25 protein-coding genes and 1 pseudogene are annotated in these 25,138 nt (G+C 70.8%); 7 read left to right on the top strand and 19 right to left on the bottom strand.

Going from position 1 to position 25,138, the window contains the following annotated elements:
- Nucleotides 1-41: 41 nt before the first annotated feature.
- Nucleotides 42-671: a TetR family transcriptional regulator gene (locus B5557_RS03905; protein ID WP_079657784.1), complete on the top strand. Its 630-nt coding sequence runs from the start codon at nucleotides 42-44 to the stop codon at nucleotides 669-671.
- Nucleotides 672-756: 85 nt separating this feature from the next.
- On the opposite strand, the gene B5557_RS03900 is transcribed toward B5557_RS03905, so the two are convergent.
- Nucleotides 757-1,779 carry an alcohol dehydrogenase catalytic domain-containing protein gene (locus B5557_RS03900; protein ID WP_079657783.1) on the bottom strand — a complete coding sequence of 341 codons (1,023 nt, stop codon included), beginning with the start codon at nucleotides 1,777-1,779 and terminating at the stop codon, nucleotides 757-759.
- A gap of 59 nt (nucleotides 1,780-1,838) precedes the next feature.
- Complete coding sequence (locus tag B5557_RS03895; protein WP_079657782.1) at nucleotides 1,839-3,275, bottom strand: carboxylesterase family protein; 1,437 nt, start codon at nucleotides 3,273-3,275, stop codon at nucleotides 1,839-1,841.
- Nucleotides 3,276-3,471: 196 nt separating this feature from the next.
- On the opposite strand from B5557_RS03895, the gene B5557_RS43510 reads away from it, so the two are divergent.
- The 4 genes and pseudogenes from B5557_RS43510 to B5557_RS03880 all read left to right on the top strand — a co-directional run bounded on the left by B5557_RS43510 (nucleotide 3,472) and on the right by B5557_RS03880 (nucleotide 6,172).
- Nucleotides 3,472-3,618 carry a hypothetical protein gene (locus B5557_RS43510; RefSeq protein ID WP_159424323.1) on the top strand — a complete coding sequence of 49 codons (147 nt, stop codon included), beginning with the start codon at nucleotides 3,472-3,474 and terminating at the stop codon, nucleotides 3,616-3,618.
- Between the two features lie 437 nt (nucleotides 3,619-4,055).
- Nucleotides 4,056-4,994, top strand: a pseudogene (locus tag B5557_RS03890) (molybdopterin oxidoreductase family protein); the annotation flags it as partial.
- A complete protein-coding gene (locus tag B5557_RS03885; RefSeq protein ID WP_443031382.1) occupies nucleotides 4,924-5,388 on the top strand; it encodes a hypothetical protein in 465 nt (154 codons plus the stop codon). The pseudogene B5557_RS03890 and the gene B5557_RS03885, both read left to right, overlap by 71 nt.
- A 220-nt stretch (nucleotides 5,389-5,608) precedes the next feature.
- Entirely contained in the window at nucleotides 5,609-6,172 is a 564-nt protein-coding gene (locus B5557_RS03880) for a hemerythrin domain-containing protein (RefSeq protein WP_079657780.1), read from the top strand.
- A 132-nt stretch (nucleotides 6,173-6,304) separates the two neighbouring features.
- Here B5557_RS03880 and B5557_RS03875 read toward each other — a convergent pair whose 3' ends face one another.
- The 3 genes from B5557_RS03875 to B5557_RS03865 form a co-directional block, all read right to left on the bottom strand.
- Nucleotides 6,305-6,547: a hypothetical protein gene (locus B5557_RS03875; RefSeq protein WP_180291467.1), complete on the bottom strand. Its 243-nt coding sequence runs from the start codon at nucleotides 6,545-6,547 to the stop codon at nucleotides 6,305-6,307.
- Nucleotides 6,548-6,707: 160 nt separating this feature from the next.
- The gene (locus B5557_RS44765) at nucleotides 6,708-6,899 is read right to left on the bottom strand and encodes an RICIN domain-containing protein (RefSeq protein WP_231976246.1); all 192 of its coding nucleotides are present in this window, start codon (nucleotides 6,897-6,899) and stop codon (nucleotides 6,708-6,710) included.
- Nucleotides 6,900-7,116: 217 nt separating this feature from the next.
- Nucleotides 7,117-7,968 (bottom strand): CAP domain-containing protein, encoded by an 852-nt coding sequence (locus B5557_RS03865; protein WP_079657779.1) that lies wholly within the window; start codon nucleotides 7,966-7,968, stop codon nucleotides 7,117-7,119.
- Between the two features lie 1,114 nt (nucleotides 7,969-9,082).
- Between B5557_RS03865 and B5557_RS03855 the strand changes: the two genes are divergently transcribed.
- Together B5557_RS03855 and B5557_RS03850 are read left to right on the top strand one after the other, a co-directional pair.
- Entirely contained in the window at nucleotides 9,083-9,745 is a 663-nt protein-coding gene (locus tag B5557_RS03855) for a response regulator transcription factor (protein ID WP_079657778.1), read from the top strand.
- 156 nt (nucleotides 9,746-9,901) lie between these two features.
- Nucleotides 9,902-10,888, top strand: coding sequence for a sensor histidine kinase (locus tag B5557_RS03850; protein ID WP_159424322.1), 987 nt, complete (start codon nucleotides 9,902-9,904; stop codon nucleotides 10,886-10,888).
- 63 nt (nucleotides 10,889-10,951) lie between these two features.
- Here B5557_RS03850 and fabG read toward each other — a convergent pair whose 3' ends face one another.
- From fabG to B5557_RS45860, 14 genes are all read right to left on the bottom strand, one after another.
- Nucleotides 10,952-11,698, bottom strand: a complete 747-nt coding sequence (fabG, locus tag B5557_RS03845) for a 3-oxoacyl-ACP reductase FabG (RefSeq protein WP_079657776.1) — start codon at nucleotides 11,696-11,698, stop codon at nucleotides 10,952-10,954.
- Between the two features lie 250 nt (nucleotides 11,699-11,948).
- Complete coding sequence (locus tag B5557_RS03840) at nucleotides 11,949-13,022, bottom strand: beta-ketoacyl synthase N-terminal-like domain-containing protein (RefSeq protein WP_079664576.1); 1,074 nt, start codon at nucleotides 13,020-13,022, stop codon at nucleotides 11,949-11,951.
- Between the two features lie 5 nt (nucleotides 13,023-13,027).
- The gene (locus B5557_RS03835; RefSeq protein WP_079657775.1) at nucleotides 13,028-14,284 is read right to left on the bottom strand and encodes a beta-ketoacyl-[acyl-carrier-protein] synthase family protein; all 1,257 of its coding nucleotides are present in this window, start codon (nucleotides 14,282-14,284) and stop codon (nucleotides 13,028-13,030) included.
- 50 nt (nucleotides 14,285-14,334) lie between these two features.
- Nucleotides 14,335-14,616, bottom strand: a complete 282-nt coding sequence (locus tag B5557_RS03830) for a phosphopantetheine-binding protein (RefSeq protein ID WP_079657774.1) — start codon at nucleotides 14,614-14,616, stop codon at nucleotides 14,335-14,337.
- Between the two features lie 117 nt (nucleotides 14,617-14,733).
- Nucleotides 14,734-16,278, bottom strand: coding sequence for an acyl-CoA carboxylase subunit beta (locus tag B5557_RS03825; protein ID WP_099937037.1), 1,545 nt, complete (start codon nucleotides 16,276-16,278; stop codon nucleotides 14,734-14,736).
- A 77-nt stretch (nucleotides 16,279-16,355) separates the two neighbouring features.
- Complete coding sequence (locus B5557_RS03820; protein ID WP_079657772.1) at nucleotides 16,356-17,168, bottom strand: hypothetical protein; 813 nt, start codon at nucleotides 17,166-17,168, stop codon at nucleotides 16,356-16,358.
- A 2-nt stretch (nucleotides 17,169-17,170) separates the two neighbouring features.
- The gene (locus B5557_RS03815) at nucleotides 17,171-18,184 is read right to left on the bottom strand and encodes a 3-oxoacyl-[acyl-carrier-protein] synthase III C-terminal domain-containing protein (protein ID WP_079657771.1); all 1,014 of its coding nucleotides are present in this window, start codon (nucleotides 18,182-18,184) and stop codon (nucleotides 17,171-17,173) included.
- Nucleotides 18,178-19,584, bottom strand: a complete 1,407-nt coding sequence (locus B5557_RS03810) for an NDP-hexose 2,3-dehydratase family protein (RefSeq protein WP_079657770.1) — start codon at nucleotides 19,582-19,584, stop codon at nucleotides 18,178-18,180. The genes B5557_RS03815 and B5557_RS03810 overlap by 7 nt, the downstream gene beginning before the upstream one ends.
- A gap of 6 nt (nucleotides 19,585-19,590) precedes the next feature.
- Entirely contained in the window at nucleotides 19,591-20,379 is a 789-nt protein-coding gene (locus B5557_RS03805) for an NAD-dependent epimerase/dehydratase family protein (RefSeq protein WP_079657769.1), read from the bottom strand.
- A complete protein-coding gene (gene rfbB, locus B5557_RS03800) occupies nucleotides 20,376-21,359 on the bottom strand; it encodes a dTDP-glucose 4,6-dehydratase (protein ID WP_079657768.1) in 984 nt (327 codons plus the stop codon). The genes B5557_RS03805 and rfbB overlap by 4 nt, the downstream gene beginning before the upstream one ends.
- Complete coding sequence (locus B5557_RS03795; protein ID WP_231976245.1) at nucleotides 21,356-22,396, bottom strand: Gfo/Idh/MocA family protein; 1,041 nt, start codon at nucleotides 22,394-22,396, stop codon at nucleotides 21,356-21,358. The genes rfbB and B5557_RS03795 overlap by 4 nt, the downstream gene beginning before the upstream one ends.
- On the bottom strand, nucleotides 22,393-23,460 hold the full coding sequence (locus B5557_RS03790) for a glucose-1-phosphate thymidylyltransferase (RefSeq protein ID WP_079657767.1): 1,068 nt from the start codon (nucleotides 23,458-23,460) through the stop codon (nucleotides 22,393-22,395). Before B5557_RS03790 ends, B5557_RS03795 begins: the two co-directional genes overlap by 4 nt.
- Before the next feature lie 47 nt (nucleotides 23,461-23,507).
- Entirely contained in the window at nucleotides 23,508-24,653 is a 1,146-nt protein-coding gene (locus B5557_RS03785; RefSeq protein ID WP_079657766.1) for a glycosyltransferase, read from the bottom strand.
- Entirely contained in the window at nucleotides 24,650-25,123 is a 474-nt protein-coding gene (locus tag B5557_RS45860) for an acyl-CoA carboxylase subunit epsilon (protein WP_331716823.1), read from the bottom strand. The genes B5557_RS03785 and B5557_RS45860 overlap by 4 nt, the downstream gene beginning before the upstream one ends.
- Nucleotides 25,124-25,138: the final 15 nt, after the last annotated feature.

Below are 25,138 nucleotides of genomic sequence, written 5' to 3'. Positions count from 1 at the left end.
CGGATGCCAAACCAAACGGTTCGGTGCTCTATCCTGGGGCTATGTCCCAGTCCCGCGATTCCGGCCAGACCGCAGCGCCCGCAGGAGCCGCCGCGGGCGGTGACACCACGCGCGAGCGCATCCTTGCCGCTGCCATGGAGGAGTTCGCCCGCCACGGCATTGCCGGGGCCCGTGTGGACCGGATCGCCAAGCTCGCCAGGACCAGCAAAGAACGCGTCTATGCCTACTTCCGCGGCAAAGACGCGCTCTATTCGGCTGTCGCTGCACGGGAGTACGTCGTCATCGCCGAGGCCACCCAGATGGACGCGTCCGACCTGCCTGGCTACGCGGGCCGCCTGTTCGACTACTTCGTCGCCCGTCCAGACCACCACCGCCTGATCACCTGGGGCCGCCTCGAGCTGCCGGGCACCAGAGCCATTGCCGACGATCCCGACCAGGCAGTGATCGCCCGCAAAATCGACCAGCTCCGCCAGGCGCAGCAAGCCGGACAGCTTGACCCCGCCTGGGATCCGCCCGATGTCCTCGCCCTGGTCAACCAGATCGCCATGACCTGGGCGTCGCAACCCGAACTCAGCGAGGCCGCTGCCGCACACGCCGTGGACCCCACCACCGCCGCCCGCCGCGCCGCGGTGGTGACTGCTGTCGAACGGCTTTTCCCCCGAGCGCACTGACGTCCCCCGGACCGGCGGCCACCCTCCTCGAACATTCCTCAAACGGCGCCGACCGCCCTTGCCGATGAAGTCGAGGGATCCGGGCTCAGTAGTCCAGGACGACGACGTGCTTGCCCGGCGTGGTGCCGGACTCGACGTCGGCCTGGGCGTCACGGACCTGTTCCAGGCCGTGGTAGACCTTCGCGACCGGGACGTTGAGGCGTCCTGCGGCGATGGCCTGGAGCTGGTGGGCGAAGACATCGGCCGGGAGGTCGGCTGCCTGACCGCCGTAGGACGTGAGCCGCACCCCGCCCGGGATCATGAACGGGCTGAAATCGGGGATCGTCCACTGGCCCGCCAGGGCTCCGGTGAAGCAGACAGTGCCGTGCCGGCGGACGGTGCGGAGGGTGTCGGCGAGGACCGAGCAGCCCACCAGCTCCAGTACGGTGTCGACACCCTCCGGCATCAGCTCGCGCACCTGGTCGACGATCGTGCCGCTGTCGAGGAGGGGGTGGTCGACGCCTGCGGCCCGCAATTCCCCGGCCCGTGCCGGGCTGCGGGTGGTGGACAGCACGGTGGCTCCGAGGTCCTTCGCGATCGTGGCCGCGCTCAGCCCGACCGTCGAGGTGCCGCCGCGGATCAGCAGCGTCTGCCCGGCCTTGAGGTCCAGGCCGGTGGTCAGCGATCCGTAGGCGGTCTGGAACATCTCCGGCAGCGCACCGACGACCTCCAACGGCAGACCGGACTCGAACGGGATGACCTGCCCGGCTGGGACGCTCACGTACTGGGCGTACGCGCCGTCGTACGAGCGGCCCATGCCGCCCATCATCGTGGCCACCTGCTGTCCCGGCCGCAGCCCGCTGTCCTCGTCGGCCTCATCGACCACGCCGACGCCCTCGATGCCGGGCACACGCGGGTAGGTGACCTCCCCGTCCGACTCTCCCTTGCGGGTGGTGACCTCGGACTCGTTGACGCCGAACGCCTTCACCCTGATCCGCACCCAGCCGGGCCTGCGGACGGGCACCGGCACATCCTTGATCTGAAGTGCGTCGAGGCCGCCGGGCCGGGCGACGACGACGGCCCGCATCGTCCCCCGTGCGGCGTCACCGCCTGCTGACGGTTGGCTCATGTCGAGCTCCTTACTCTGTTCGCCCCCTGGTGCGCTGTTTCCGGGTCACTTGGTGACCGTCAGGGGCGGGCGATGTTCTCGAACAGGTCGAGGACCTCCTGGTAGTGGGCGCTGGGCTCGTAGGGAAGGTTGCCGACACTTCCCGAGGTGGGCCGGTCCGTGACGGCGGGCCACAGGCGGGTCCGTTCACCGGTGACGAAGTCGAGGACGATGTCGCGGATACGCGTGTCACGGTCGGCCTGTTCGGGGCTGCGTCCCGGCTTTTCCTGGCCGACCAGGGCGTACATCTCGGTGCCGTGCACGGCGGGCGCGCCCTCGGCGGGCCCGATCGCGAGGAGATGGGCGTTGCCGCCGGCGGCGGCGTGGGCCAGCGCGCCACGGGCCGCGGGGAGCGTGAAGATGTAGTCCGTCAGGGACGCGGCGCGGACCTCGGCAGGGGTGCGGCCGCCCTGGTCGTAGATGTCGACGATCTTCCTGGCGCGGGAGCGGGGAATGCGCCACCCCGCGAACTCGTCGGTGACGCGCTCGACGGTGTGCGGGTCGAACCGGTCGAGGTCGTTCGCCACCCACCAGCCCATCTCGTCGCTGGCCGTGCTCAAAAGGACGTCGATGTCCCGGTGCGAGCCCGAGGCCAGGACGTCCAGGGGGTGCTCGTGCAGCACCCCGCCGGGCTGTCCGGCGTCCAGGACGACACCGAGACTCTTGTTGTCCATCCCGCCACGGACTCCCAGGTCCGTCGGACAGACCTTGCGCAGGGCGGCCATCAGGGACGCCGCGTCGAGATCAATCAGCTTGTCGGGGTTGCCCGCGACACCGAGTTCGGTGACAAACCGCTCCGCGAGCTCCTCGGCCCACCAGGCCGGGACGAGACGCGAGGGCGCGCCGGAGAACCCGGCCAGCCGCCGGTACAGGCCGTCCGCGGAGGACGCCCCGAGCAGCCCGAGAGTGGAGTAGGCGCCGGCACTGTGGCCGAAGACGGTCACCTCATCCGGGTCGCCACCGAAGGAGGCGATGTTCTGCCCGACCCAGGTGAGCGCGGCGATGACGTCCTGCAGACCCAGGTTGCTGGCCTCGGCGAGCCGCCCGCCGTACTGCGACAGCGAAAGCGCGCCCAGGGCGCCGAGCCTGTAGTTGACCGAGATGCTCACCACCCGCCCCGACGCGGCGAGACCGGCGGCGTTCGAGGTGATCTGCGTGTTCGCGCCGTACTCGAATCCGCCACCATGGATGTACACGGCCACCGGAAGCGCCTTCCCGGCCGGCTGCTCCGGAGCCCACACGTTCAGATTCAGGCAGTCCTCGCCCATCCCGCTGTCCGCTTCGAGCCAGTCGCCGGCATCGGGCTGGACAGAGACGACACCCTTGCGGTCATAGGGGCGCTCCGGATCGAAATCCGCGACCACAGGGCGGCGGTACCGCTCGGCGGTGGCGTACGGGATGCCCCACCAGGACCGCACCCCTGGTGCGGTGGGAGCCTTGGGCGCGGTCGCGGTCATGGCGTGAGATTCCTTCGTGTGCGGTTGGCGCGGCGTGTCGGCGGCTGATCGCTCGCGATGACGCTCTCCAAGCATTCCCTGGACTCCGACAAAGTGCCGTGCGAACAGCGGTCACCTGGTGGTCATCAGGTGACACCTCCAGCACGGCACCGCCGGGGGAGGGACTCGCTGCGGCCGCCGCGGAGGTTGATCAGCGGTGAAACTGTGGGCACGGATCGCGCACATGATGGACGCCTGCAACATGGCCGGCACCCCGGGCTCCGAGACCTTCACCCTGCGCGTGTGGTGGCGGCCAGTACCTGCGGCACCCCAGGTGCCCGGCCCGCAGCTGCCCAAGCCCTGACGGAGCCCATACGCACCGGTCGCGGTCGACCCAGCCCGCGGGTCGCGTCCTGGAACGCGCCGTTGTCGTCGTCGCGGTCGATGCGCCGCGCCATCTGTCCGACAGGTCCGCGAGCTACGGCGCGTACGTGAACCCGGAGAGAGTGGGGGGCGCCTCACATGTCTGCCGCACACTGTCAGCCCCTGGCACAGCAACACGGCCGGGCGTAGATACCTCTTGCCCGGTCGCAGTCCTGGACACCCGCGCAACCCCCTCGGCCTTGCCGGCAGACTGAGACATCACGGTCTGCCCGCCCGCGCAGCGCGGAACACCCATCCATGATGGACGCCCTGGCCGCCCTGCCGCCCATGGTCATCGTGGACCTGCTCGGCATCCAGTGCGCTTGGCCCACCGCGGGCGAATACTGCAGCTCTCGAATACCGACACTCCGCCAGTGCCATGTCGCCGACTTGGCGAAGGTGTGGAACGTAGACCCGAAGACGATCTCGCACTACGCCCCGCCCACTCACGCCATGCAGATGTTCCGCTACGCCGAACAGGGCTCGATCCGCATGCTGTGGATCAGCGGCACCAACCCCGCGGTGTCGCTCCCGGAACTGTCCCGGATCCGCTCGATCCTCGGACAGGACCGCCTCTTCACGGTCGTACAGGACCTGTTCCTGACCGAGACCGCACAGCTCGCCGACGTGGTCCTGCCTGCCGCGACCTGGGGCGAGAAGACCGGCACGTTCACCAATGCCGACCGCACCGTGCACGTGCAGCGCAGGCCGGCCCTGCGACTACACCGGCCTCACCTACGACAGGCTGCGCGGGGCAAGGGGGATCCAGTGGCCGTGCAACGAACAGGCCCCGCAAGGCACACAACGCCTCTACACCGACGGGATCAGCTGGGCGCACCCCGACGTCTGCGAGAGCTACGGCAAGGACCTGGCGACCGGCGCGACGGACGACGTGGTCGAGTACCGCTCCCTCAACCCGGACGGCAAGGCAGTGATCAAGGCGGCCGCTTATGTGCCGCCGCACGAGATGCCCGACGAGCAGTATCCGTTCCAGCTGACCACGGGCTGGTCGAGGTCAGCGCCCTGCGCGGCCGGCTGCGGGTGACCGACATCCGGCCGGGACTGCTGTTCGTTTCCTTCCACTACGGCTACTGGGACACCGAGGCCGGACACCGCCCCGACGGCGACACGCCCGCGCGTGCCGTGAACGAGACGACCGTCACCGACTGTGACCCTGCCTCCAAACAGCCGCTGTTCAAGACCGCCGCAGCCGCGCTGCACCTCGTGGAACGCGGAGACGGCCGCCCTGCCCCGCACTCTGCGCCACGGCGAGAAACACCTCGCCCGGCACCTGACGACCGTGGCCGAACGCCACCGCACCGACCACGAGATCCACCACGTCGCCACCGACCTCGCCGCCTGGTCCCGCGAACACGTCCAGCGCCTGGCCGACACCGCCCACACCCATGACCTCGACCTCCACGGCGCACCCACCCCCGGCGTCCTGTCCACGCTCCGGGAGAAAGCCGCCGAAGCCGTCGGCCACCGCCCCGAAACGGGCCTGCTGCTCCTGCGTGACCTGCGGGAACTGCACCTGGACGCCACCGAGAACTCGCTCCACTGGGAGATGCTCGCCCAGGCCGCGCAGGCCACCAAGGACGACGGACTCCTCGCCCTGGCCTCCGCGTGCCACCCGCAGACCCTGCGACAGATGCGCTGGACCAACACCGTGATCAAAGTCCTCTCGCCCCAGATCCTGACGAGCCTGTGACAGGCAGGCGCAGGGTCCCAGGGCGCGTGGCGCAGCACCCTCCGACCGGGGCCCGGCACCCGGCGGGGCCCGGTTCGCTCGGCCGTCCGGGTGGTGGCATGCCGTGGCGGTGAAGCCTTGGCGTTCGAGTGGGACGTATGGCCTCTGAGCGCTGCGCCGAGCCGGGCGTCCAGGACCACCGACACCACCGAAGGCTGTGCACCGAGAGGAGTGCCCCGTCATGGGACATGAAGGAAACGTCATCCAGGAACTCATGGCCGATCACCGCGAGGTCGAAGCGCTTTTCGAGCAGATCGGAAGTCAGACGGCGGACGCCGACGCGCGCCGTGCCCTCGCCGACCAGTTGACGATGGAGCTGGTCCGGCACTCGGTGGCCGAGGAGCAGCACCTGTACCCGGTGGTCCGCCGGTACGTCGACGATGGTGACGATCTCGCCGACAAGGAGATCGCCGACCACAGCGAGGTCGAGCGAATGCTGAAGGAACTGGAGGACTGTCAGCCCGCTGACGCACGGTTCGACCTGCTCATCAACCAGCTGAAGTCATCGGTCACGGCACACGTGAGGGACGAGGAGAACCGTCTCTTTCCACTGCTCGCCGAGGCATGCCCGGCCGAGTCGCTCAATGAGCTGGGCGACAAGGTCCGGGCCGCGAAGAAGACCGCTCCCACCCGTCCCCACCCGGCGGCACCGGACACACCGCCGCTCAACAAACTCCTCGCACCGGGAGCCGGGATGGTCGACCGCGTCCGCGACATGCTCACCGGGCGAGGCCGGCAGGGCTGAACGTCGAGCAGGCATGGCGGTCAGGGCGGGACGCGGTCGGTCCCGACGACGTCCTGAGTCAGGGTGTGGCTCTCATGTGTGTGTTCGCGACAGACCGCCGCGCCGCAGGGACACACACCGCCACCGCCGGCGTCAGACTGTTCCGCCCTTCGGGTGACGGCGGCCTCCCTGGGGTGAATCCGGCGGGGCCGGGTCGAGCGGGTCGTCGATGAGGCCGTGAACGCGGCGAACTTCGTCGAAGGGGTCCACGGCCATCTCGTCGGCGGCCTCGGTCAGCGCCCTCAGGGCGGGAACGAGAGCAGCGCGGGCTTCGGCGGGCAGGCGTTGCACGAGAGCGCGGATCTCGGTGCGCCGGTGGGCGAGGACGCGCTCCACCCGTTCTCGCCCTGCCCCGTGGAGTTCGCCGACGACCAGGACCTCGAAGCGACGTCCCCGGTCAGGCGGTCACCCGTTGGAACTGCTGGTTGGTGCCGGTCCCGCAAGCCCACTGGATGAGCCGGACGCCGTTGGCGGTGAACGCGTTCGCGACGTCCAGTTACTTGCCGCTGTGCCGGCCGAGGACGCGCACGTACCCGCCTCCCGCGTCCTGCAGCCGCCACTGCTGGTTGAGGCCGCCGGCGCAGGTGTATTGGATGGCGATGGCGTTGTCGGCGGCCGAGTTGTCGGACACTTCGATGCACCGGCCGCTGTGCCGGGCGATCAGCTCGTAGTAGGGACCGCCGCCCACGCCATTCACCTGCGGTGCCCACCGCCGCTCCCGCTCCGACCGCGTCCCCTCCACAAAGACCGCCCGTACTCTCGTAGCTCCTGCGCGCAGGCGATTCTCGCCATGGGGCGTCCCCCTCACCTCAGCGTGCGAGGGCGATATCTCGTGCCACTGACATTTCATGGGTTTGCCGGAGGCGACTCGGCGGGGAACTACGGCGACGGCAGGCGGCACCCGGTCAACGGGCGGTGCCGAAGTCCTGGGTCCAGTAGCTGTTGGGCTGTGCGAGACCGACGCCGATCTCCTTGAACGTGCAGTTGAGGATGTTGGCCCTGTGGCCAGGGCTGGCCATCCAGCCGGCCATGACCTGCTCGGGAGAGGCGTAACCGTAGGCCACGTTCTCGCCGTAGGCGCTCCAGGTGTACCCGGCACTGGTGATCCGGTCTCCGGGGGAGGAGCCGTCGGACCCGAAGTGCGACATGTTCTGGTGAAGCGCCATGTCCTCACTGTGTGCCTGTGCGACCTTGGACAGGGTCGTGTTCAGGCTGAGGGCCGAACAGCCGACCTTGCTGCGCTCGGCATTGACGAGTTCCACGATGCGAGCGACGGCTCCGGACGCCGTGGCGGTGGCCTTCTGGGTGTTCGACGGCTTGGGGGCCGCGGAAGCGGTGGTGGTGGTGGTGTTCCGGGTGCTGGGCGACGCGGTGGTGCTGGGCTTGGGCGCGGTGGTCCGTGCGGTGTGCCCAGGCGCTGTGGCCTTCGGCTTCGGCGCGGTGGTCTTCCCGGCGCTCGCAGGGGCGTGAGGAGGCTTCGTGGCGCTCGCGGAGGCGCTCGGAGTCTTCGTGGCGCTCTGCGCCGCCGATGCCGTCCACGAGGGCTCGCCGGCCTGGTTGGCGTTCCAGGGGCGGCCCCAGTTCGCGTCGTTCCACGAGTCCTTCGTTGCGCTGGTCTCGGCGCTGTTGGACCGGTGTCCGCCGCTGTCGGGCCAGTTGGCACAGGCCATGGCAGCGGACGGTATGCCCACGGCGCCCACGGCGACGGCAGCCGTGACTATCCGCCGGTAATGCGTGTTCTTACGATGTTTACCCATGCGTAACCGGCTCCTGAGCTGTGGCGGCGTCCTGCGGGTCGTCATTCTTAGGACGCCTTCACATGGAGCGCAAAGGGCCTCGGTACTAGCTCGCTTCGTAGGCTCGGGCGGCCCTTGTGAGGGGAGTGGGGCGCGCTGATCCGATTTCCGGGGCCTCTGTGAAAATCTGTCGCCCCGTCACAATCCCTACATGTGCAACAGAACGGATGAAGGCGGCTCGCGGGCGGAGGGTCGTGAATTCAGGCGCGACGCATGCGCGCACCAAGTCGGATAAATCTCATATATCGCCAGAGCGGCCTCTACTATCGGGCACGCCTAGGTCCCGGTTCCGTCGTGACGGATGTCACAGAATCGTGCGTTCTGGTTCTGGCCTGACCTGGATGCCGTGTGTGGGCGGGCCTCGCGCGCCAGGCATGTACGAGCGCGCGGGGCGAGGGATGAGCAGGGCGCCCGCCGTGACCTCCAGTCCCTTCCTCGGCAGGTCGAAGCTGAGCGTGAGGCCCGGGGTGTCCGCCGGTCCGCGGCCTCGGCGGGTGGTGACGCGGCGTGTCCGCAGTCGCTGGTTGTCGGCGTTGCGGAGGTCGAACGTGTTGCCGGCGGCGAGCCCTCGGAAGCCGCTTCGGCTTGTGCTTGAGTCAGGTTCTCGAAGGCTTGCCTCGCCTGTTCCTCCGCGGAGAGGTGTAGACGCGGATGCCTTGCTCGCTTCGTATGCGGGCGCGTTCCTTGTGTTCGGCGGCCAGAACGTCGCGGTGGCGGGCGTTGGCGTTGCGTCGGCGCAGGTGAACTGCCGCAACGGTCCGAAGTGCGCCTCGATCGGGTTCGCTCACGAGGCGTAGGTCGGGGTGAAGCACAACTCGGCCTTGTCCTGGGGCTGTCGGTTTCGCGGGCGGCAGGCGTGCCGGCCCGTTTTGCGGGTCTCGTTCGCCCGCTTCAGCTTCGTGTTCTTGCGCCCTGCGAGGGGGGCGACACGCCCGGTGCCATGCGACGGATCACCTTTCCGCCAACAACTCTCGTACACTATAGTTATCCGAAAGCGGTGAGCTCCGTTGGCCACGCCCGCCGCCCTGGAGTCTTTCGTCACCACGATCAACAGCGTAGCCAGCGGGGGGTTTCCATGCGCGTTCTGATCGTCGAGGACCAAGCTGACACCGCCGATGCTCTCCGGAGTGGACTCAGGGACCACGGGTTCGAGACAGCGATGGCGCACACCTGTCAGACGGCCCTGGAGCGTTACGGAGACGCGGACGCGATTCTGCTGGACGTCGGACTCCCGGACGGCAACGGCATGGACGTCTGCCGCACCATCCGCGCGTCCTCAAGTGTTCCCATCATCATGGTCAGCGGGCGCGACGACGAGTTCGACCGCGTCCTCGGCCTGCGGATGGGGGCTGACGACTATGTCGTGAAGCCGTGCGGCCTGCGCGAACTCGTGGCCCGTATCGAGGCGGTGGTCCGGCGTGCGGTCGGCGGCTGGGCTCGGCTGGGCGGGGGATCTCGTGTCGTCGGCCCGCTCACCATCGACCTCAAGCAGCGCCGTGCGTTCATGGACGGCACGGAAATCGCCTTCACCCGAAAGGAGTTCGACCTGCTCGCGCTGCTCACCGGAGAGCCGGGCAAGGTCTTCGACAGGGAGGCGATCATGCGTCATGTCTGGGGGCATCCCAGTGTGGGGGACACCCGGACTCTGGGCGTCCACATGGTCAGCCTGCGCCGCAAGCTCGCGGCACCCGAACTGATCCAGACCGTGCGCGGAGTCGGCTTCCGGTTCGTTCTCTGAGCACCCGACGCTCTCAGTTGGTCGTCGGCCCGTGCCCTATCCGAGCGTGGGCCGAGGCGGCACCCACCCGGTCGGCGCTCGCCGGCTGCCGCTGTCGCCGCGATGGGTGGCGCCCGTCACCTTTCTGCCCTTTGCGCAGCCACAGCCCCACACCGCATGGAGAGGCACACGTCGATGCTCCTGCCCCTGCCCCTGCTCGCTGCTGCGGCTGGTCTCGCCTTGGCGCTCCTGGGCGCCGCCTACCGCTGCTGGTGCGTACGGTTACTCGCCACGCTGCACGCGGTCACCACGACCGTACGCCAACTGGACGGCGGCGAGCCCGTGGAGCTGCTGGCCGAGCACACCGGGCCACCGCAGACCCGTGAGCTGGTGGAGGCCGTCAACCGGATCGCTTCCACCGCCCAGGCCGCGGACGAGCTGTACCGCATGCTCATGTCGGACATCGCGCACCAGCAGCGCACCACCCTCCACCTGCTCGGTATCCGCCTGGAACGACTGGCCGCCCATCTGCCGGCGCACAGCGTCGACGTGCACCGGATGATCACCGTCGATCTGGAACGGCTGCGCGCCACCGTGTCGGAGTTGCGCGAGGCGTCGACCGCCACCGCCAGCCCGCCCGTCGAGGTCGACGCCGCTGCCGTCGTCCGGGAACGCGTCGCCGCCTGGGCCCATGCCGCCGCCGACCGTCATCTGGTGCTCGGCGCACCGCCCACGGTCGGCCGGGCGACCGTCGTGACCCGTAGCGGCACCCTTGAGCGGGTGATGGACATCCTCCTCGATAACGCTGTCAGGATGTCCAGGCCCGGCGGTGCCGTCGTCGTGCGCACCACGGTGACCGGCGATCAGGTGCACATCCGGGTTCACGACCAGGGGCCGGGCATGACCCCGAGGGAGCGGGAACAGGCCGTGCGCGGGGGCTGGTCCGGCGATAGGGTCGCCCGCTCCCGGACCGGCGGCAGCGAGGGGTGGGGTCTGGGGCTCTCCATCGCCCACATGCTGGTCGCTTCCCAGGGAGGTGAGATCACTTTGGAGAACGGACCCGGTGGGCGGGGACTGACGGCTCACATACGGTTCCCGCAGGTGACGCCGGCCGGGGCCCGCTCGGTGCACCATGTGCCGGACGTCCCGTCGGGCCGAGCGTAGTCAAGGTTTCGGGTGCGGACGGGCATCCCTGGAGGGTGCCGCCGGGCGGGCCGCCGGCCCCGGTCAGCCGACGACGCCGCCGTCCACCCGCAGTACGGACCCGGTCACGTACGACGCGTTCACCAGGTAGGCGACGCCGTCGGCGACCTCCTCCGCCGTGCCGAACCGGCCCAGCGAGATCGAGGACAACAGTTCGCGCCGGGTCTTCTCGGACAGTCCGCCGAGCATCTCGGTGTCGATGAAGCCGGGCGCGATCGCGTTGACCCGGATGCCGAACCGGCCCAGTTCCTTGGCCAGGGACCGGCTGAACCCGATGATCCCCGCCTTGGTGGCCGCGTAGTTGGTCTGCGTGGCGTTGCCGAGGACCCCGGACACCGAGGAGACGTTGACCACGCAGCCCGACCTGCGCTTGATCATGGGGAAGACGGCCGCGCGGCACACGTTGTAGGTCCCGGTGAGGTTGACGTCCAGGACGTCGCGCCAGTCGGCGTCGTCCATCGTGGCCAGGGGATGGTCCCGGACGATGCCCGCCGACGTCACGACCGCCCGCAGCGAGCCCAGTTCCTGCTCGGTGCGCGCCACCCACTCCTGGACGGCGCCCGGTTCGACGACGTCGGCCCGGGTGCCGACGGCGTGCCCGCCGAGTTCCGACGCCTCCTTCTCCAGCGTCCGGGCGTCGTCGCCGCCCGAGCGGTGGCAGAAGGCCACGTCGAAGCCGTCCCGCACCAGACGGAGGACGACGGCCCGGCCGATGCCGCGAGAACCGCCGGTCACCAGAGCGACGGGGCGGGCTTGTTCAGTGCTCTGCATACTGGTCTCCTGGGATCGTGCCGCAGGGGGCGGAGCCCCTCCCCGGCCGCCGGGCGGCGACCGGGGAGCGAGGGAACGGGGCAGTGGGATGTCGCCGCCCGCCCGGGCGGGGCACCGACGGGAGATGCCCGGCCCGGGCCCGCCGCCGCACCGGCGGGGCCGGGCCGGGGGCGGACCCGGGCGGAAGCCGAGGGCCGGCTTCCGCACGCGTCCGCGGGCAGGGCGCACCCCTGTCGGTGCGCGCGCCGGGTCAGGGTCCGGCGACGCGCAGCAGCGCGGCGGCGGCCATGCCGCTCGGATCGACCGAGGTGATCACCGCGGTCCGCCCCGCGGCCGCCGGGTCGTGCTCGGCCAGGCTGAGGACCGAGGCCATCTGGAACGCCGAGGACGCCGAGTGCGTCTCGCCGATCAGGTCCGCTACCGGGGGGATCAACGCGTCGGCACCGAACACCTCGGTCAGCCGTGCCTGTTCGGCCCGGCCGGCCGCGTCGGGGGCGCCGGAGGGGGACACCGCCCAGACCTGGTCCGGCTTCTCCTCGACGGAGGAGAGGACCCCGTCAAGACAGTGCCCCACGGCCGCACCCCAGTCGCCGTCGACGACCATCCGGGTCCGCACGGAGAGCACCGACGCGAGCCGCCGGGTGCCGGGCGCCGGCTCCATGCCCACCAGGAATATCGCGCAGCCCTCGCCGAGCACGGTGTCGCCCTCGCCCTCGGGCCGCCCGTAGTGCTCCACCCAGGACCGGGCCGCGGAGAACTCCTCGGCGGCCCCGCAGAGCACCTGCCTGGCCCGTCCGGCCAGCAACAGCCGCCGCGCATAGGTCAGTCCGACCAGGCCCGTCGGCCGGCCGGCCGCGATCGTGCTGTTCGGGCCGCGCAGGCCGTGCCAGATGGCGCAGCGGCCGGCCGCGCCGTTCATCACCGCGTACGGGATCGTCGCGGGCTCCACGTGGTACGGCCGGGCGCCGGTGAGGGAGCTGTGGGTGATCTCCATCGAGCTCTGCATGCTGCCCGCCGTGGTGCCCAGCACGAGCGCGACGTCGTCGGCACCGCCCTCCGGATGGTCGACCTCGCCGAGAACGTGGCCGACCGTGGCGATCGTCAGACCGGTCACCCGGTTCATCATCCGAGTGCCCTTGCGGCCCAGGCTCTCGCGGACGTCGAAGCCGGGGACCACACAGCCGTGCCGCTCGGGCACCTGCCACTCGACGGGGTCCAGCGGCCCGCTGGTCGGCCGGCGTTCGGCGACCCCGGCGGCGAACGCCGGTCTCCCGACACCGAACGGAGAGGTCGCCGACCACGTGCTGATCACCGGATGGGACATGCCGCTCACCGCGTCTCCTTGTCGTAACGGCCGAGGACGACCACGGAGTTGTTGCCGCCGAAGGCCAGCCCGTTGTTCTGCACGATCCGCAGGTCCGCCGGGACCGACTCGTTGGGCACGCAGTCGATCTCGCACTCCGGGTCGGTCTCGACGTGGTTGATCGTCGGCGGGATGAAACCGTGGGTGATCGCCAGCGAGCAGGCGATGGTGGCGAGCGCGCTCGCCGCGCCCATGGCGTGGCCCAGCATCGACTTCAGCGAGATGGTGCGGGGCGGCAGGTTGTCGTAGACCTCGCGGATCGCGCGCGACTCGGTCGTGTCGTTGGCCCTGGTGCCGGTGCCGTGCGCGGAGATCAGGTCGACCTCCTCGGGGGCCACCCCCGCGTTCTCGAGCGCCGAGGTCATGCACCGGGCCACGCTGGACTGGTCGGGGACGGCCGGGTGGTGCGCGTCGCAGCTCAGTCCGTACCCGAGGACCTCGGCGTAGATGCGTGCGTCACGGGCGAGGGCGGATTCCAGGCTCTCCAGCATCACCACGCCGGCGCCCTCGCTGTTGAGGAGTCCGCGCCGGTCCTTGTCGAACGGTCGGCACACATCGGGGGCGACGGTGCCCAGCCGGTAGAACGAGACGAAGTTCTTCAGGCAGATGGCGTCGGCCCCGCCGCACAGGGCGAAGTCGGCGTCGCCGACCCGGATCGCGTCGAAACCGTTGCCCACCGAGTAGTTGCCGGCGGAGCAGGCGGTGCCCAGGGTGAGCGCCTCGACGTCGGTCAGGGCGAACTCCCGGGCCACCGCGGCGGACAGCCCCTGCACACCGAGCCGCCGTGCCAGCTCACGGTTCACCGCCGACGGATCGTCCGCGATCCGCTGCGCCACCAGGGTGTCGGCGTCCCGGGACTCACCGTCCGTGGTGCCGATGGAGATCTGGCCGCGCAGTCCGCGCAGGTCCTCGTCGGTGAGGCCGGCGTCCTCCACCGCCATACGGGCGGCCGCCACGGAGAACTGGGTGGCCCGTCCCAGCCGCTCCACCGGAGTGTGGTGGATCCATTTCTCCGGCTCGAACGCGGCCACCTCACAACCGTTGGCGTATTCGAAACCGGTGGTGTCGAAAGCCGTGATCGGTGCGACACGGCTGCGCCCGACACGCAATCCCTCCGTGAACTCAGCGACACCCGTGCCGATGCTGGAGAAAACGCCGAGCCCGGTGATGACGACGCGTTGGGATGCCGGCCTGCGGTCAGCTCGGGAAAGAGCTGAATTCATGAGTGCCCCTCAAGGGTCGATTCCGGTTCCTTTGTATTCCCTGCCGGGCGCTATTCGGCCTTGGCCTTCGTGGTCTCCTTCGCTTTCGCCTTGGCCTCGGACAGCACCTCGTAGATGCCTTCGAGGTGCACCATGCGCTTCATCTCGACCTGTTCGATGGAGACTTGGAGGGCCACCTCGATGGCGGCCAGGATCTCGATGGAACGCAGCGAGTCGGCGTCGTGCTCCTCGGCCAGCAGACTGGTCTCCGTTACCTCTTCGGGTTCCACCTCCAGGATGTCGCAGACGATGTTCTTCACGTACTTGCGGGTCGCTTCGTCGATGACGGGCACGATGCCTCCAGTGAGGAATGGAAAGGAATTCGCCGTACCAGCTTTCCGGCTCGGCAGCGGGCGGGCAAGACGCCCATTTCTAAGATTGCGCGAAATCCGCAGGGTGGACTGTCCTGTTCACTGCGGCGGATTTCCGTGCTTGCGGGACGGCAGTTCGGCGTGCTTGTCGGCCAGCATCGTCAGCGCGCGGATCAGCACCTCACGGGTGGCCGCAGGCTCGATGACGTCGTCCACCAGCCCGCGTTCGGCCGCGTAGTAGGGGTGCATCAGCTCGGACCGGTACGCCTTGACCATCTCGGCCCGTACGGCGTCGGGATCGTCCGCCTCCGCGATCTGCCGGCGGAAGATGACACCCGCCGCGCCCTCCGCGCCCATCACGGCGATCTCGTTGCTCGGCCAGGCGAAGGTGAGGTCCGCGCCGATGGACCGGGAGTCCATGACGATGTACGCCCCGCCGTACGCCTTGCGCAGGATCAGGGAGACGCGCGGCACCGTGGCGTTGCAGTACGCGTACAGCAGCTTGGCGCCACGCCGGATGATGCCGCTGTGCTCCTGGTCCACACCGGGCAGGAATCCCGGCACGTCCAGCAGCGTGACCAGCGGAATGTTGAACGCATCGCACATCTGGACGAAACGGGCGCCCTTCTCGGACGTGTCGATGTCCAATACCCCGGCCATGGACTGGGGCTGGTTGGCCACGATCCCCACCACCTGGCCGCCCATCCGGGTCAGCGCGCAGATGAGGTTGCCGGCCCAGCGCTCGTGCACCTCGAAGTACTCGCCGTCGTCGACGATCTCCTCGATGACCCGGCGCATGTCGTAAGGCGTGCCGCCGTCGAGCGGCACCAGGTCCGTCAGCGTCTCGCAGCGCCGGTCCGGCGGGTCGTCGGTGGGGACGGACGCCGGGTGCTCGCGGTTGTTCTGCGGCAGCAGCGACAGCAGATAGCGCACGTCCTCCAGGCAGGACTGCTCGTCCGGGTGTGCGAAGTGCGCCACGCCCGAGGTCGAGCTGTGCACGTCGGCGCCGCCGAGCCCGTTCTGCGTGATCTCCTCGCCGGTCACCGCCTTCACCACGTCGGGCCCGGTGATGAACATCTGGGACGTCTCACGGACCATGAACACGAAGTCCGTCAGCGCCGGACTGTAGGCCGCGCCACCGGCGCAGGGACCGAGCATCACACTGATCTGCGGAATCACCCCGGAGGCCCGGGTGTTGCGCTGGAAGATCCCGCCGTAGCCGGCGAGTGCGCCGACCCCCTCCTGGATCCGCGCGCCCGCGCCGTCGTTCAGAGACACCAGGGGTGCGCCCGCCGCGAGGGCCATGTCCATGATCTTGTGGATCTTCGCGGCGTGTGCCTCTCCGAGCGCGCCGCCGAAGATGCGGAAGTCGTGGGCGTAGACGAAGACCGTCCGGCCGTTCACCGTGCCCCAGCCCGTCACCACCCCGTCGGTGTACGGCCTCCTGGCCTCCAGCCCGAATCCGGTCGAGCGGTGCCGGCGGAAGGCCTCCACCTCGGTGAAGGAGCCCTCGTCGAGCAGCAGGTCGATCCGCTCGCGCACGGTCAGCTTGCCCTTGGCCCGCTGGGCCGCCGTCGCCCGTTCCCCGGGTCCGTCGAGGACCGACTGTTTCAACGCGGCCAGTTCCGCGACCCGGTTGTGCATCGTGGCGGGATCCGGCACGGCCTCCGCGGCTGCCTCCGGTCCCCCGGTGACGACCTGTCGCTCCGTCGGCGGCGCGCTCATCGGCCCCGCTCCAGGACGGCGACGTGGGCGGTGTCCGACCGGGGGTCGGTGTCGCACAGCACCAGGGTGTCGTACTCCTCGCGCCAGCTCGTCCAGTGCTCGGCCAGCGCCGTCCAGACGCTGGTGCAGTAGCTGCCGGGAGGCACGCGGTGGCAGGCGACGCCCGCGGGCATGGCGCCGGGGTCGGTCCAGGGGCCCGCCACCGCCAGCGGACGGGAAGCCCGCGCCGTCAGTTCGGCGAGCCGCGGTCCGAGGAGCGCGGCGTCGGGCAGCCGGGTGACGGCGGAAACCTCGCCGAAGCCGGGGCCGCTGTCGAACAGCAGCAGGACGCCCGAGTCGCGCAGCGGGACTCCGTCGTGCACCACGGGGTCGTGGGCCGGCAGTGTGGTCTGCTCCAGCACCGCCAGCAGGAATACGGCGGCACCGCCCGTCTTCTCGTGCGCCGCGCCGATGCGCAGCGCGGTGAAGGCCGCGCCGAGACCCTGTTCGGTGACCGAGAAGCACTGGTCCGCCCGGCCGCCGGTCAGCAGCCCCAGGTACGCCGAGACCGAGCGGACCGGGTTGAGGTCGGGCAGCGCGGCGGCCAGCACCACCAGGTCGGGTGTGGCGGTGCCGGCCGGGAGCCGCTCGACGAGCAGGTCCGCCATCTGGGTGTGACTGGCCTGGGCGCCCGCCCGCAGCAGGTCCTCGTCCAGCTTGCCGCCGAAGAGTTCGACGAGGTCGCGGTTGTAGCGCAGGACGGTCTCGTTCGCCTGGTAGGGGGCGCCGGGGGGTGTGACCACGGCGCCGGCGTGAAGTCGCAGAGGCACGGTTACCGGCCCTTCGTTTCCGTTGTGAGGCCCGAGCCGACGACGGCGCGGGTGGGGCCCGGCGTGTCCTGGGCCGTGGCGGTGAAGACCATGGCGGTGAAGGTCGATCCGATGCCCGTGGCCAGGAACAGGTAGGTGCGCCCCGGCACCAGACGGCCCTCGTCGCGCAGCGTGACGTAGTTGACCATCAGGTCCGCCGTCAGGCAGTGGCTGTAGCGGGGGATGTTCTCCAGGTAGAGCTTGTCCGGCGGCCAGCCCAGGTCCTGGGCGATCTGCCCCCAGAACGACCGGTTGGGATGGGTGGGGATCACGATGTCGATGTCGTCGAACGTGCACCCGGCCGACTCGACCGCCTCACGGATCAGTTCGGCCATGACGCCGGGGCGCTGCGCGCCGGCGACCCGGTGCTGCTCCGCCGTCATCTCGACACCGGCGGCGTACTCGCCGAAGGTGCGCACCGCGAAGGAGCGGACGGGGTCGCCGGGTCCGTTCCACGACAGCAGACACGCGCCCGCGGCCTCCCCGATGACACAGGAGTTGAAGATGATCTGGAGGTCCCGGGTGAAGATCTTCTCGCCGGTCAGGACCAGCGCCTTCGCCTCCGGGTCGCCGTCGGCCTGCAGCAGCCGCCCGGCGACATCGATGGCCGAGACCGTGCCGGCGCAGTTCTGCTGGGTCAGTGCGAACGCCGTGGCGTGCTCGAGGCCGAGCATCCCGAGCATCTCCTGCACCGGGTCCACCGTGGACGGACCCGTGTGCGGCACGGCGTGCGGATACACGACGTACCGCACCGTGCCCGGGTCGACGTCCGCGAGCACCTTCCGCGCGGGCGGCAGTACGAGGTCGTAAAGGCTCGCCTCCGGGTCGTAGCGCAGCTGGTCGAGGCCGTGGATGCTGCGGAACAGATGGACCTGGGCCGGACTCAGGCCGAAGGCCTCGGCCCGCTCCTCCACGGTGGTCGTGCGTTCCGGCAGGAAGATCTCGACGGCGTCCAGAGTGAGTGTGCCGCTCAGCATGACGGCTCCTTTCCGGTGTCCATGGCGTACAGGCAGGCCAGCAGCGTGCGTGCCTGGACGTTGATGTAGTGGGCGTGCCGGACCAGCCAGGTCAGCTGGCCCGCCGTCACCCAGCGGAAGCCCTCCGGCTCCACCAGCGGGGCCTCGTCGTCCGTCGCCTCCACCACCAGATAGCGGCTCTCGGCGTTGAGGAAGCGCCCGCCCTCCTCGGCGTGCACGGCGGCGTAGCGGATCCGCTCCGGCCCCGCGGACAGCACCGTGTCCAGGAAGCGCGGTCGCCGCTCGGGCGGCAGATGGGCGACGTTGCCCGGACCGCACTGCACCGTCGGCCCCAGCTCCACGGTGTCCAGGAACCCGCCCTCCACCTTGGCGTGCACCAGGTAGTGCGGCATGCCGCCGATGGTCCGGGTCAGGAATGCGGTGACTCCCGTGCCGCGCGGCTCGAACAACGGCTGGGTCCACGAGGTGACCTCGCGGCTGCCCGCCCGCACCGACACGGCCACGACGTCGAAGTACCGCTCGTGCTCGTGCCGGATGCGCTCCTCCTCGCGTACCCAGCCCTCCACCCGTGCCAGCGGGATCAGTTCGGTCGTCAGGTCGTGCCGCGACCGCTCCCCGGTGATCCACGACAGCAGCTCGGTGTCGGAGTGCAGCGCCTCCGGCTCGGCGGCCGGCAGAGGCAGACACGACAGGACGGTCCGGGAGTCCATGTTGACCAGGTTGTCCCGGCGCAGCAGGGCGTGGATCTGCCCCAGCGTCAGCCAGCGGAAGTCGTCGTGCGGTTCCACCTCGCCGTCCGTCTCGACGATCAGGTTGCGGTTGGCCTTGCGGTAGAACCAGGAGCCGTGCTCCGACTGGAGTGTGTCCGCGATGACCCGCTCGGGGCGCAGGAAGTGCTCCAGGTACCGCACGGGCGCTCCCCGGTGCACCCGGGTGTAGTTGCTGCGGGTGGCCTGCACGGTGGGCGAGAGCTGGAGCAGGTTGGGATTGCCCGGCTCCATCTTGGCCTGCATCAGGAAGTGCAGCACCCCGTCGAACTCCTTGGCGAGGATGCCGAGGATGCCCACCTCGGGCTGCTCGATCACGGGCTGCTGCCAGTCGGTCGCGGGGTCACCGCCGATGTGCGCGCTGAGCCCCCGGACCGTGAAGAACCGTCCGCTGCGGTGCCCGAGGTCGCCCGTGCCTGGGTCGAACGACCAGGCGTCGAGCCGGGCGAAGGGGATGCGCTCCACCTCGAAGCGGTGCGCGCGATCGCGGTCGGCCAGCCAGCCGGGGACGTCCTCCAGGCGCAGGTCCGTGCCCTCCGTGGTGGCGGCGGACCGGGCGAGCCGGCCGGGCAGCCGGGCGTTGTCCCTCGGGCGCGGTAGGACGAGCACGGGGCTCGCTGCGTGCCGGGTCATGGGTTGCTACCTCTCCGTTCGGTGGGGCGCCTGGGCCACGGAGGCCGCGTAACCGTCCAGCACTCCGCGGTAGTAGTGCGGTCCGAACCCCAGGTCGGCCACCTCGGGGACGAGGGAGCGCAGCCGGTCGATGCCGACCGTGCACCCCGACCCGGTGTCCCGGAGCTCGCGTCGGCAGACCAGCCCGAGCCGCTGTTCGAGGTGGTCGACGACGGCCGAGACGGGTACGGCCGCGCCGGACGCCACGTTGACGATCGTGTTCCGCACGTCGAGCGCCAGCAGGCGGTCGACGACGGTCACCGCGTCGGCCACGCCGATGAGGTCCCGGGTGGCGCGCAGATGGACCTGCACCAGGCCCTCGCGCAACTGCCGTACCAGTGTTGGGAGCAGTTGGTGCGGCGGCTGCCCGGGCCCGACGACATGGCTCAGCCGCAGCACCAGGTGGTCGGCCCCGGACGTGCGCAGCCGCTGTTCCAGGGCGAACTTGTGCCGCGCGTACGGGGTGCTCGGCACGACCCGCGCGTCCTCGCGGCCCGGCCCCGGCGCGGTGCCGTACATGCCGGTGGAGGCCGTGGAGAAGAACAGCAGGCGCCGGCCGAGGGCGCGGCACATGCCGATCGTCTCGTCCAGGAGCTCCGCCTCCCTGGCGAACTCCTCCGGTGCCGTCGTGCTGGCCAGGGAGACCCCGGCGGCCAGGATCACCGTGCCGGGGTGCCGTTCGGCGACCGGGGCCAGGTGGCGGGCGAGGAAGCCCCGCCCCACCACGGTGCCCGCCGTCGTGCGGCCCGTGCTCATAAGGCCGACCTCGCCCGGTCCTTGACGGCCTTCCACCAGTCGGGGTTGTCGCGGTACCAGGCGGCGGTGGCGGCGAGGCCCACGTCGATGCCGATGCGCGGCACGAAGCCCAGTTCGTCGCGGATCTTCCCGGCGTCGAGGGAGTAACGCAGGTCGTGGCCCTTGCGGTCGGCGACCCGCTGGATCATCGACCGGTCACCACGGCACAGTTCGAGCAGTCGTTCGGTGAGAGCCAGGTTCGTCAGCTCCGTGCCGCCGCCGATGTTGTAGACCTCCCCGGCGCCGCCGTCCCTGAGCACCGTGTGCAGCGCCCGGCAGTGGTCGTCGACGTGCAGCCACTCGCGCACGTTGCGGCCGTCCCCGTAGAGCGGGACCGGGCGGCCCTCCATGAGGTTGGTGACGAACAGCGGGATGAGCTTCTCCGGGTGCTGGCGGGGGCCGTAGTTGTTGGAGCAGCGGGTCACGGACACATGGAGTCCGTGGGTGCGCCAGGCGGCGCGGGCCATCAGGTCGGAGGCCGCCTTCGAAGCGGCGTAGGGCGAGTTGGGCAGCAGCGGGCTGTCCTCGGTCCAGGAGCCCTCGGATATGGAGCCGTACACCTCGTCCGTGGACACGTGCACCATCCGCGGCACGTCGGTGGCGCGGCACGCGTCGAGCAGGTTCTGGGTGCCGGACACGTTCGTCCGGACGAACTCCGCCGCGGACAGCAGCGACCGGTCGACATGGGACTCGGCGGCGAAGTGCACCACCGCGTCGTGACCGGGCAGCACGTCGAGCAGCAGCGGCATGTCGCAGATGTCGCCCTCGACGAATTCGAGGCGGTCATGGGCGGCGGGCAGACTGGTGCGGTTGCCCGCGTACGTCAGTTTGTCGACCACCGTGACCTGGACGCCCGCGGTCTGCGGGTACACGCCCTCCAGCAGGCGGCGGACGTAGGCCGAGCCGATGAAGCCCGCCCCGCCCGTGACGAGGATCTTCATGAGTACTCCGTTCCGGAAAACGATGGACGGTGGTGGGCGAGACCGAGATCCGCGCCGCGCCGCACCTCGGCCAGCAGGTCCGCCTGGAGCAGCGCGGCTTCCTCGGCCCGGTCGGCCGACCGGGGGATCGAGCCGGTGTCCGCCGCGCGCACGGCCCGGGCGAACTCCCTTACCGTGTTGGCGACTTGGTCGTCCGGATCGAGCACCACCTCCCGGGTCCCGCCCGCGTCCACGACGCGCAGCACCGGGCGTCGGTCGGCCGGTGGCGTGAAGGCGTGCTCCACCGTGACGCGGCCCGCGGTGCCCCAGAGTTCGTACGACGAGCGGTAGGCGTGGTCCAGACCGAAGTCCAGGTGGGCGCCGACACCGTCCGCGGTGCGCAGCAGCACGCTGCCGGCGGTGTCCACCTCCCGCCCGTACCGGTCCCGGGTCAGCACCGCCCCCGCTACCCGCAGTCCGGCCCCGAGGAAGTGGACGGCGGCCCGTACCGGGTACACGCCGACGTCCCACAGCGCGCCGCCGCCCAGTTCCGGGACCAGCCGGATGTCGCCGTCGGGGCGGCGGGGCACCGCGAACGCCGCGTGGAAGGAGCGCAGTTCACCGATCACGCCGTCGTCCACCAGCCGACGCACGGCCGCGTGCTGCGCGTGGTGGACGAACATCACGTTCTCCCGCAGCACCAGCCCGCGTCGGCGCGCCAGCGCGAACAGGGCGCGGCTGCGCTCCGGGTCGGTGGTCAGCGGCTTCTCCGCGAGGACGTTCTTGCCCGCGCGCAGGGCCGCCTCCACCCACTCGGCGTGCAGCGCCACGGGCAGCGGGACGTACACCGCCTCGACGTCCGGCAGGGTGACCAGCTCCGCGTAGTCGCCCACGGCCCGGCACCCGTACGGCATCGCGGTCCGCGCCGCCGTGTCCACGTCGCGGCTGGCGACGGCGGCGACCTCCGTCTCCTCGACCGCGGCCATGGCGGGCAGCATCCGGCGGCGCGCGATGTCCGCGCAGCCCAGCACGCCGATGCGGACGGGATGCACGCTCACCCCGCCACCTGGACGCGGCTGTGGTCACCGATCACCAGCCGCTGCCGATCGTCGTCGTCCGTCACCGGACCGACCACCGCGAAGCGTCCGATGACCGATCCGTGCAACCGGCCGGCCCGGTGGATCTCCGCGCCGTCGAGCACGATGGAGTAGTCCAGGCGCGAGCCGGTCAGCGCGCACTCCCGGCCCACCGACGTGTGCGGACCGATCACGCAGTCCTCCACCCGCGCGCCCGCCCCGATGACCGCGGGCCCCTCGATCCGGGAGCGCACCACCGTGGCGCCGGGTTCCACGACGACCGCCCCGCTCAGCTCGCTGGCCTCGTCCACCTCGCCGTCGATCCGCCGGACCAGGCCGTCGAGGAGCTTGCGGTTGCACTCCAGGACGTCATCGATGCGGCCGGTGTCCTTCCAGTAGCCGTGGTACCGGCCCGCCCGCACCTGGGCGCCGTCGGTCACCAGCCACTGGATCGCGTCGGTGATCTCCAGCTCTCCACGGTCACTGGGCTCGATCGCGGCGATCGCCCGGTGGATGTCCGGGGTGAAGAAGTACACCCCGGTCAGCGCGAGGTCGCTGCGCGCCTCCCGGGGCTTCTCCACCAGTCGGCGCACCGTGCCCTCCGGGTCCATCTCGACCACCCCGAAGGCGGACGGATCGGCCACCTTGTGGACGACCACGTGGGCGGCGGGACGTGCGCGCGCGAACTCCTCGGCCGCCTCCGCCACGCCCCCGACGAGCATGCAGTCGCCGAGGTACATCACGAAGTCGTCCTCGCCCAGGAAGTCCCGGGCGACGGACACGCAGTGGGCAAGCCCGCGCGGCTTGTCCTGCCGCAGGTAGGTCAGACGGGCGCCGAGCCGCGAGCCGTCCCCGAGCACCGCGGTGATCTCGGGTTCCCAGTCGCCGACGACGATGCCGATGTCGGTGACACCGATCGCGACGATGTTGTCCAGGACGTGTTCGAGGACCGGTTTGTTGGCGACCGGGATGAGCTGCTTGGGCATGGAGTGGCTGAACGGCCGCAGGCGGGTGCCCGCCCCGCCCGACAGCACCAGGGCTTTCATCGGAAAATGCCTCCTCGTACGGCCGCCAATCCGGCCGTCCGTCGCGGTCACAACTTCTCGAGCACGCCGACCAGTTCGGCCGGCGACGGCATCGCGGAGATCTCCTGGGCCAGGGTTTCGGCCCGGTCGGTGTAGGAAGGCTCTGTCAGCAGCGCGCGACAGGACCGCGCGATGCGTGCCCGGTCGGCCTCGCCGGGGTGCAGGGTGATGCCCGCGCCGTAGGCGGCGAGCCGCCGCGTCGGAGGGCCGAGGATGCCCCACTGCGGCAGGAGCAGCTGTGGGACGCCCGCGTACATCGCGGTGAGGGTGGTGACCCCGCCGGCGTGACCCACCAGCAGATCGCAGGTCCGCAGCACGACGTCCAGCGGGACCCAGCCCGCGCGCACGCCCGGCATCTCGGCCCGCAGGTCGGCGGCCACGTTCTCCGGTGCGGCGATCACCACCTCCGCGTCCAGCGCCGTCACATCGAGCGCCAGGTCGCGCAGGAACTCGTAGGCCTCGCGCAGGTATGCGGTGCCGTCGTCGTTGGCGACCCGGCTGCCGGCCGTGACGCACACCCTGGGCCGTGCGCCCCGCGTGTACATCCACGGTTCCAGCTCGCGCTGCGTGTTGGCGGGCCGGCATGCCATCGGATGGGCGGACGCCGCGTCCGGGGGCCGCAGGCTGGGCGGGCAGACGTCGATGAACAGATCCGGCGTGGGCAGCCCGGACAGGCCCAGCCGCTTCAGCTCCGGCCCGAGTTCCTCCTCGCCGCCGGGATCGATACGGGTCGCCTCGACGGAGTCCCAGGCATGGCGCACATAGGGCACGCCCAGTTGCCGGGCGAGCAGGCCGGCGGCGTACATCATGGTGCCGCCGACCACCAGGTCCGGCCGCCAGTCGTGCGTGAGATCGGTCAGGGGGCCCAGGGTGGCAGCCGCCATCCGTCCGAACCAGCGTCCGGTGAAAGCAGGTTGTTCCTCGGGGTCGGCCGGCGGCGTCACGGGCGTGCCGTCCCGGTCCCGGTAGATGAAGTCCCGGATCGGTGAGGACGTCATGGAGACGGCGGGGAGTCCGACACCGGCGACCACCGGCACGATGTCGCCGACGGCGGCCATGACGACCTCGTGCCCGGCCCCGCGGGCCGCGGTCGCGAGCGGGGCCAACGCGAACACGGTGGCCGCGCTTCCCCCGGCGACGAAGAGGATCTTCACAGCGCTCCCCGTTCCGCGCGCCGAGGACGCCGGGTCGACTGCCAGCTGTGGGCGGTGCGGTAGCCGAGCCCGCGGTCGTGCCGGCGCCAGCGTGGGGCGGACCGCGGTGGGGCGTGCTCGACGGGGCCGGCTGCGTTCGAGCGTGCGAGCAACACGGTGATCACGGCCGCCAGTTCCTCGGCGGTGGGCCGGCCCCGGTGCACGCGGACCAGTTCGGTGACGGGGTGCGGTCCCTGGGCGGCGGGCGCGGTGCCGGCCGCGACCGGCGCGACCTCGGCCGTGTCCGGCGCCGCGGCCGGGGGAGGGGTCGCGGCGCCGGACGGCGTCCCGGTGTTACCGCCGGCGTCGGCGGGATCTCCGAGGCCGGGCACGACGACCACGACGTCCACGACGTCACGGACGCGGACGGTGGCGTCGGCACGGTGTTCGGACGGGGCTGGGAAAGGCTGGAGCAGGCCGGTTGTCGGCACGTGTCCCCCCTCGGC

Origin of the sequence: Streptomyces sp. 3214.6 (genome assembly GCF_900129855.1) — a bacterium.
Classification (GTDB): domain Bacteria; phylum Actinomycetota; class Actinomycetes; order Streptomycetales; family Streptomycetaceae; genus Streptomyces; species Streptomyces soliscabiei.
Note: the sequence above shows the minus strand (reverse complement) of the source record. Positions and strands in the feature narration are given on the sequence as shown.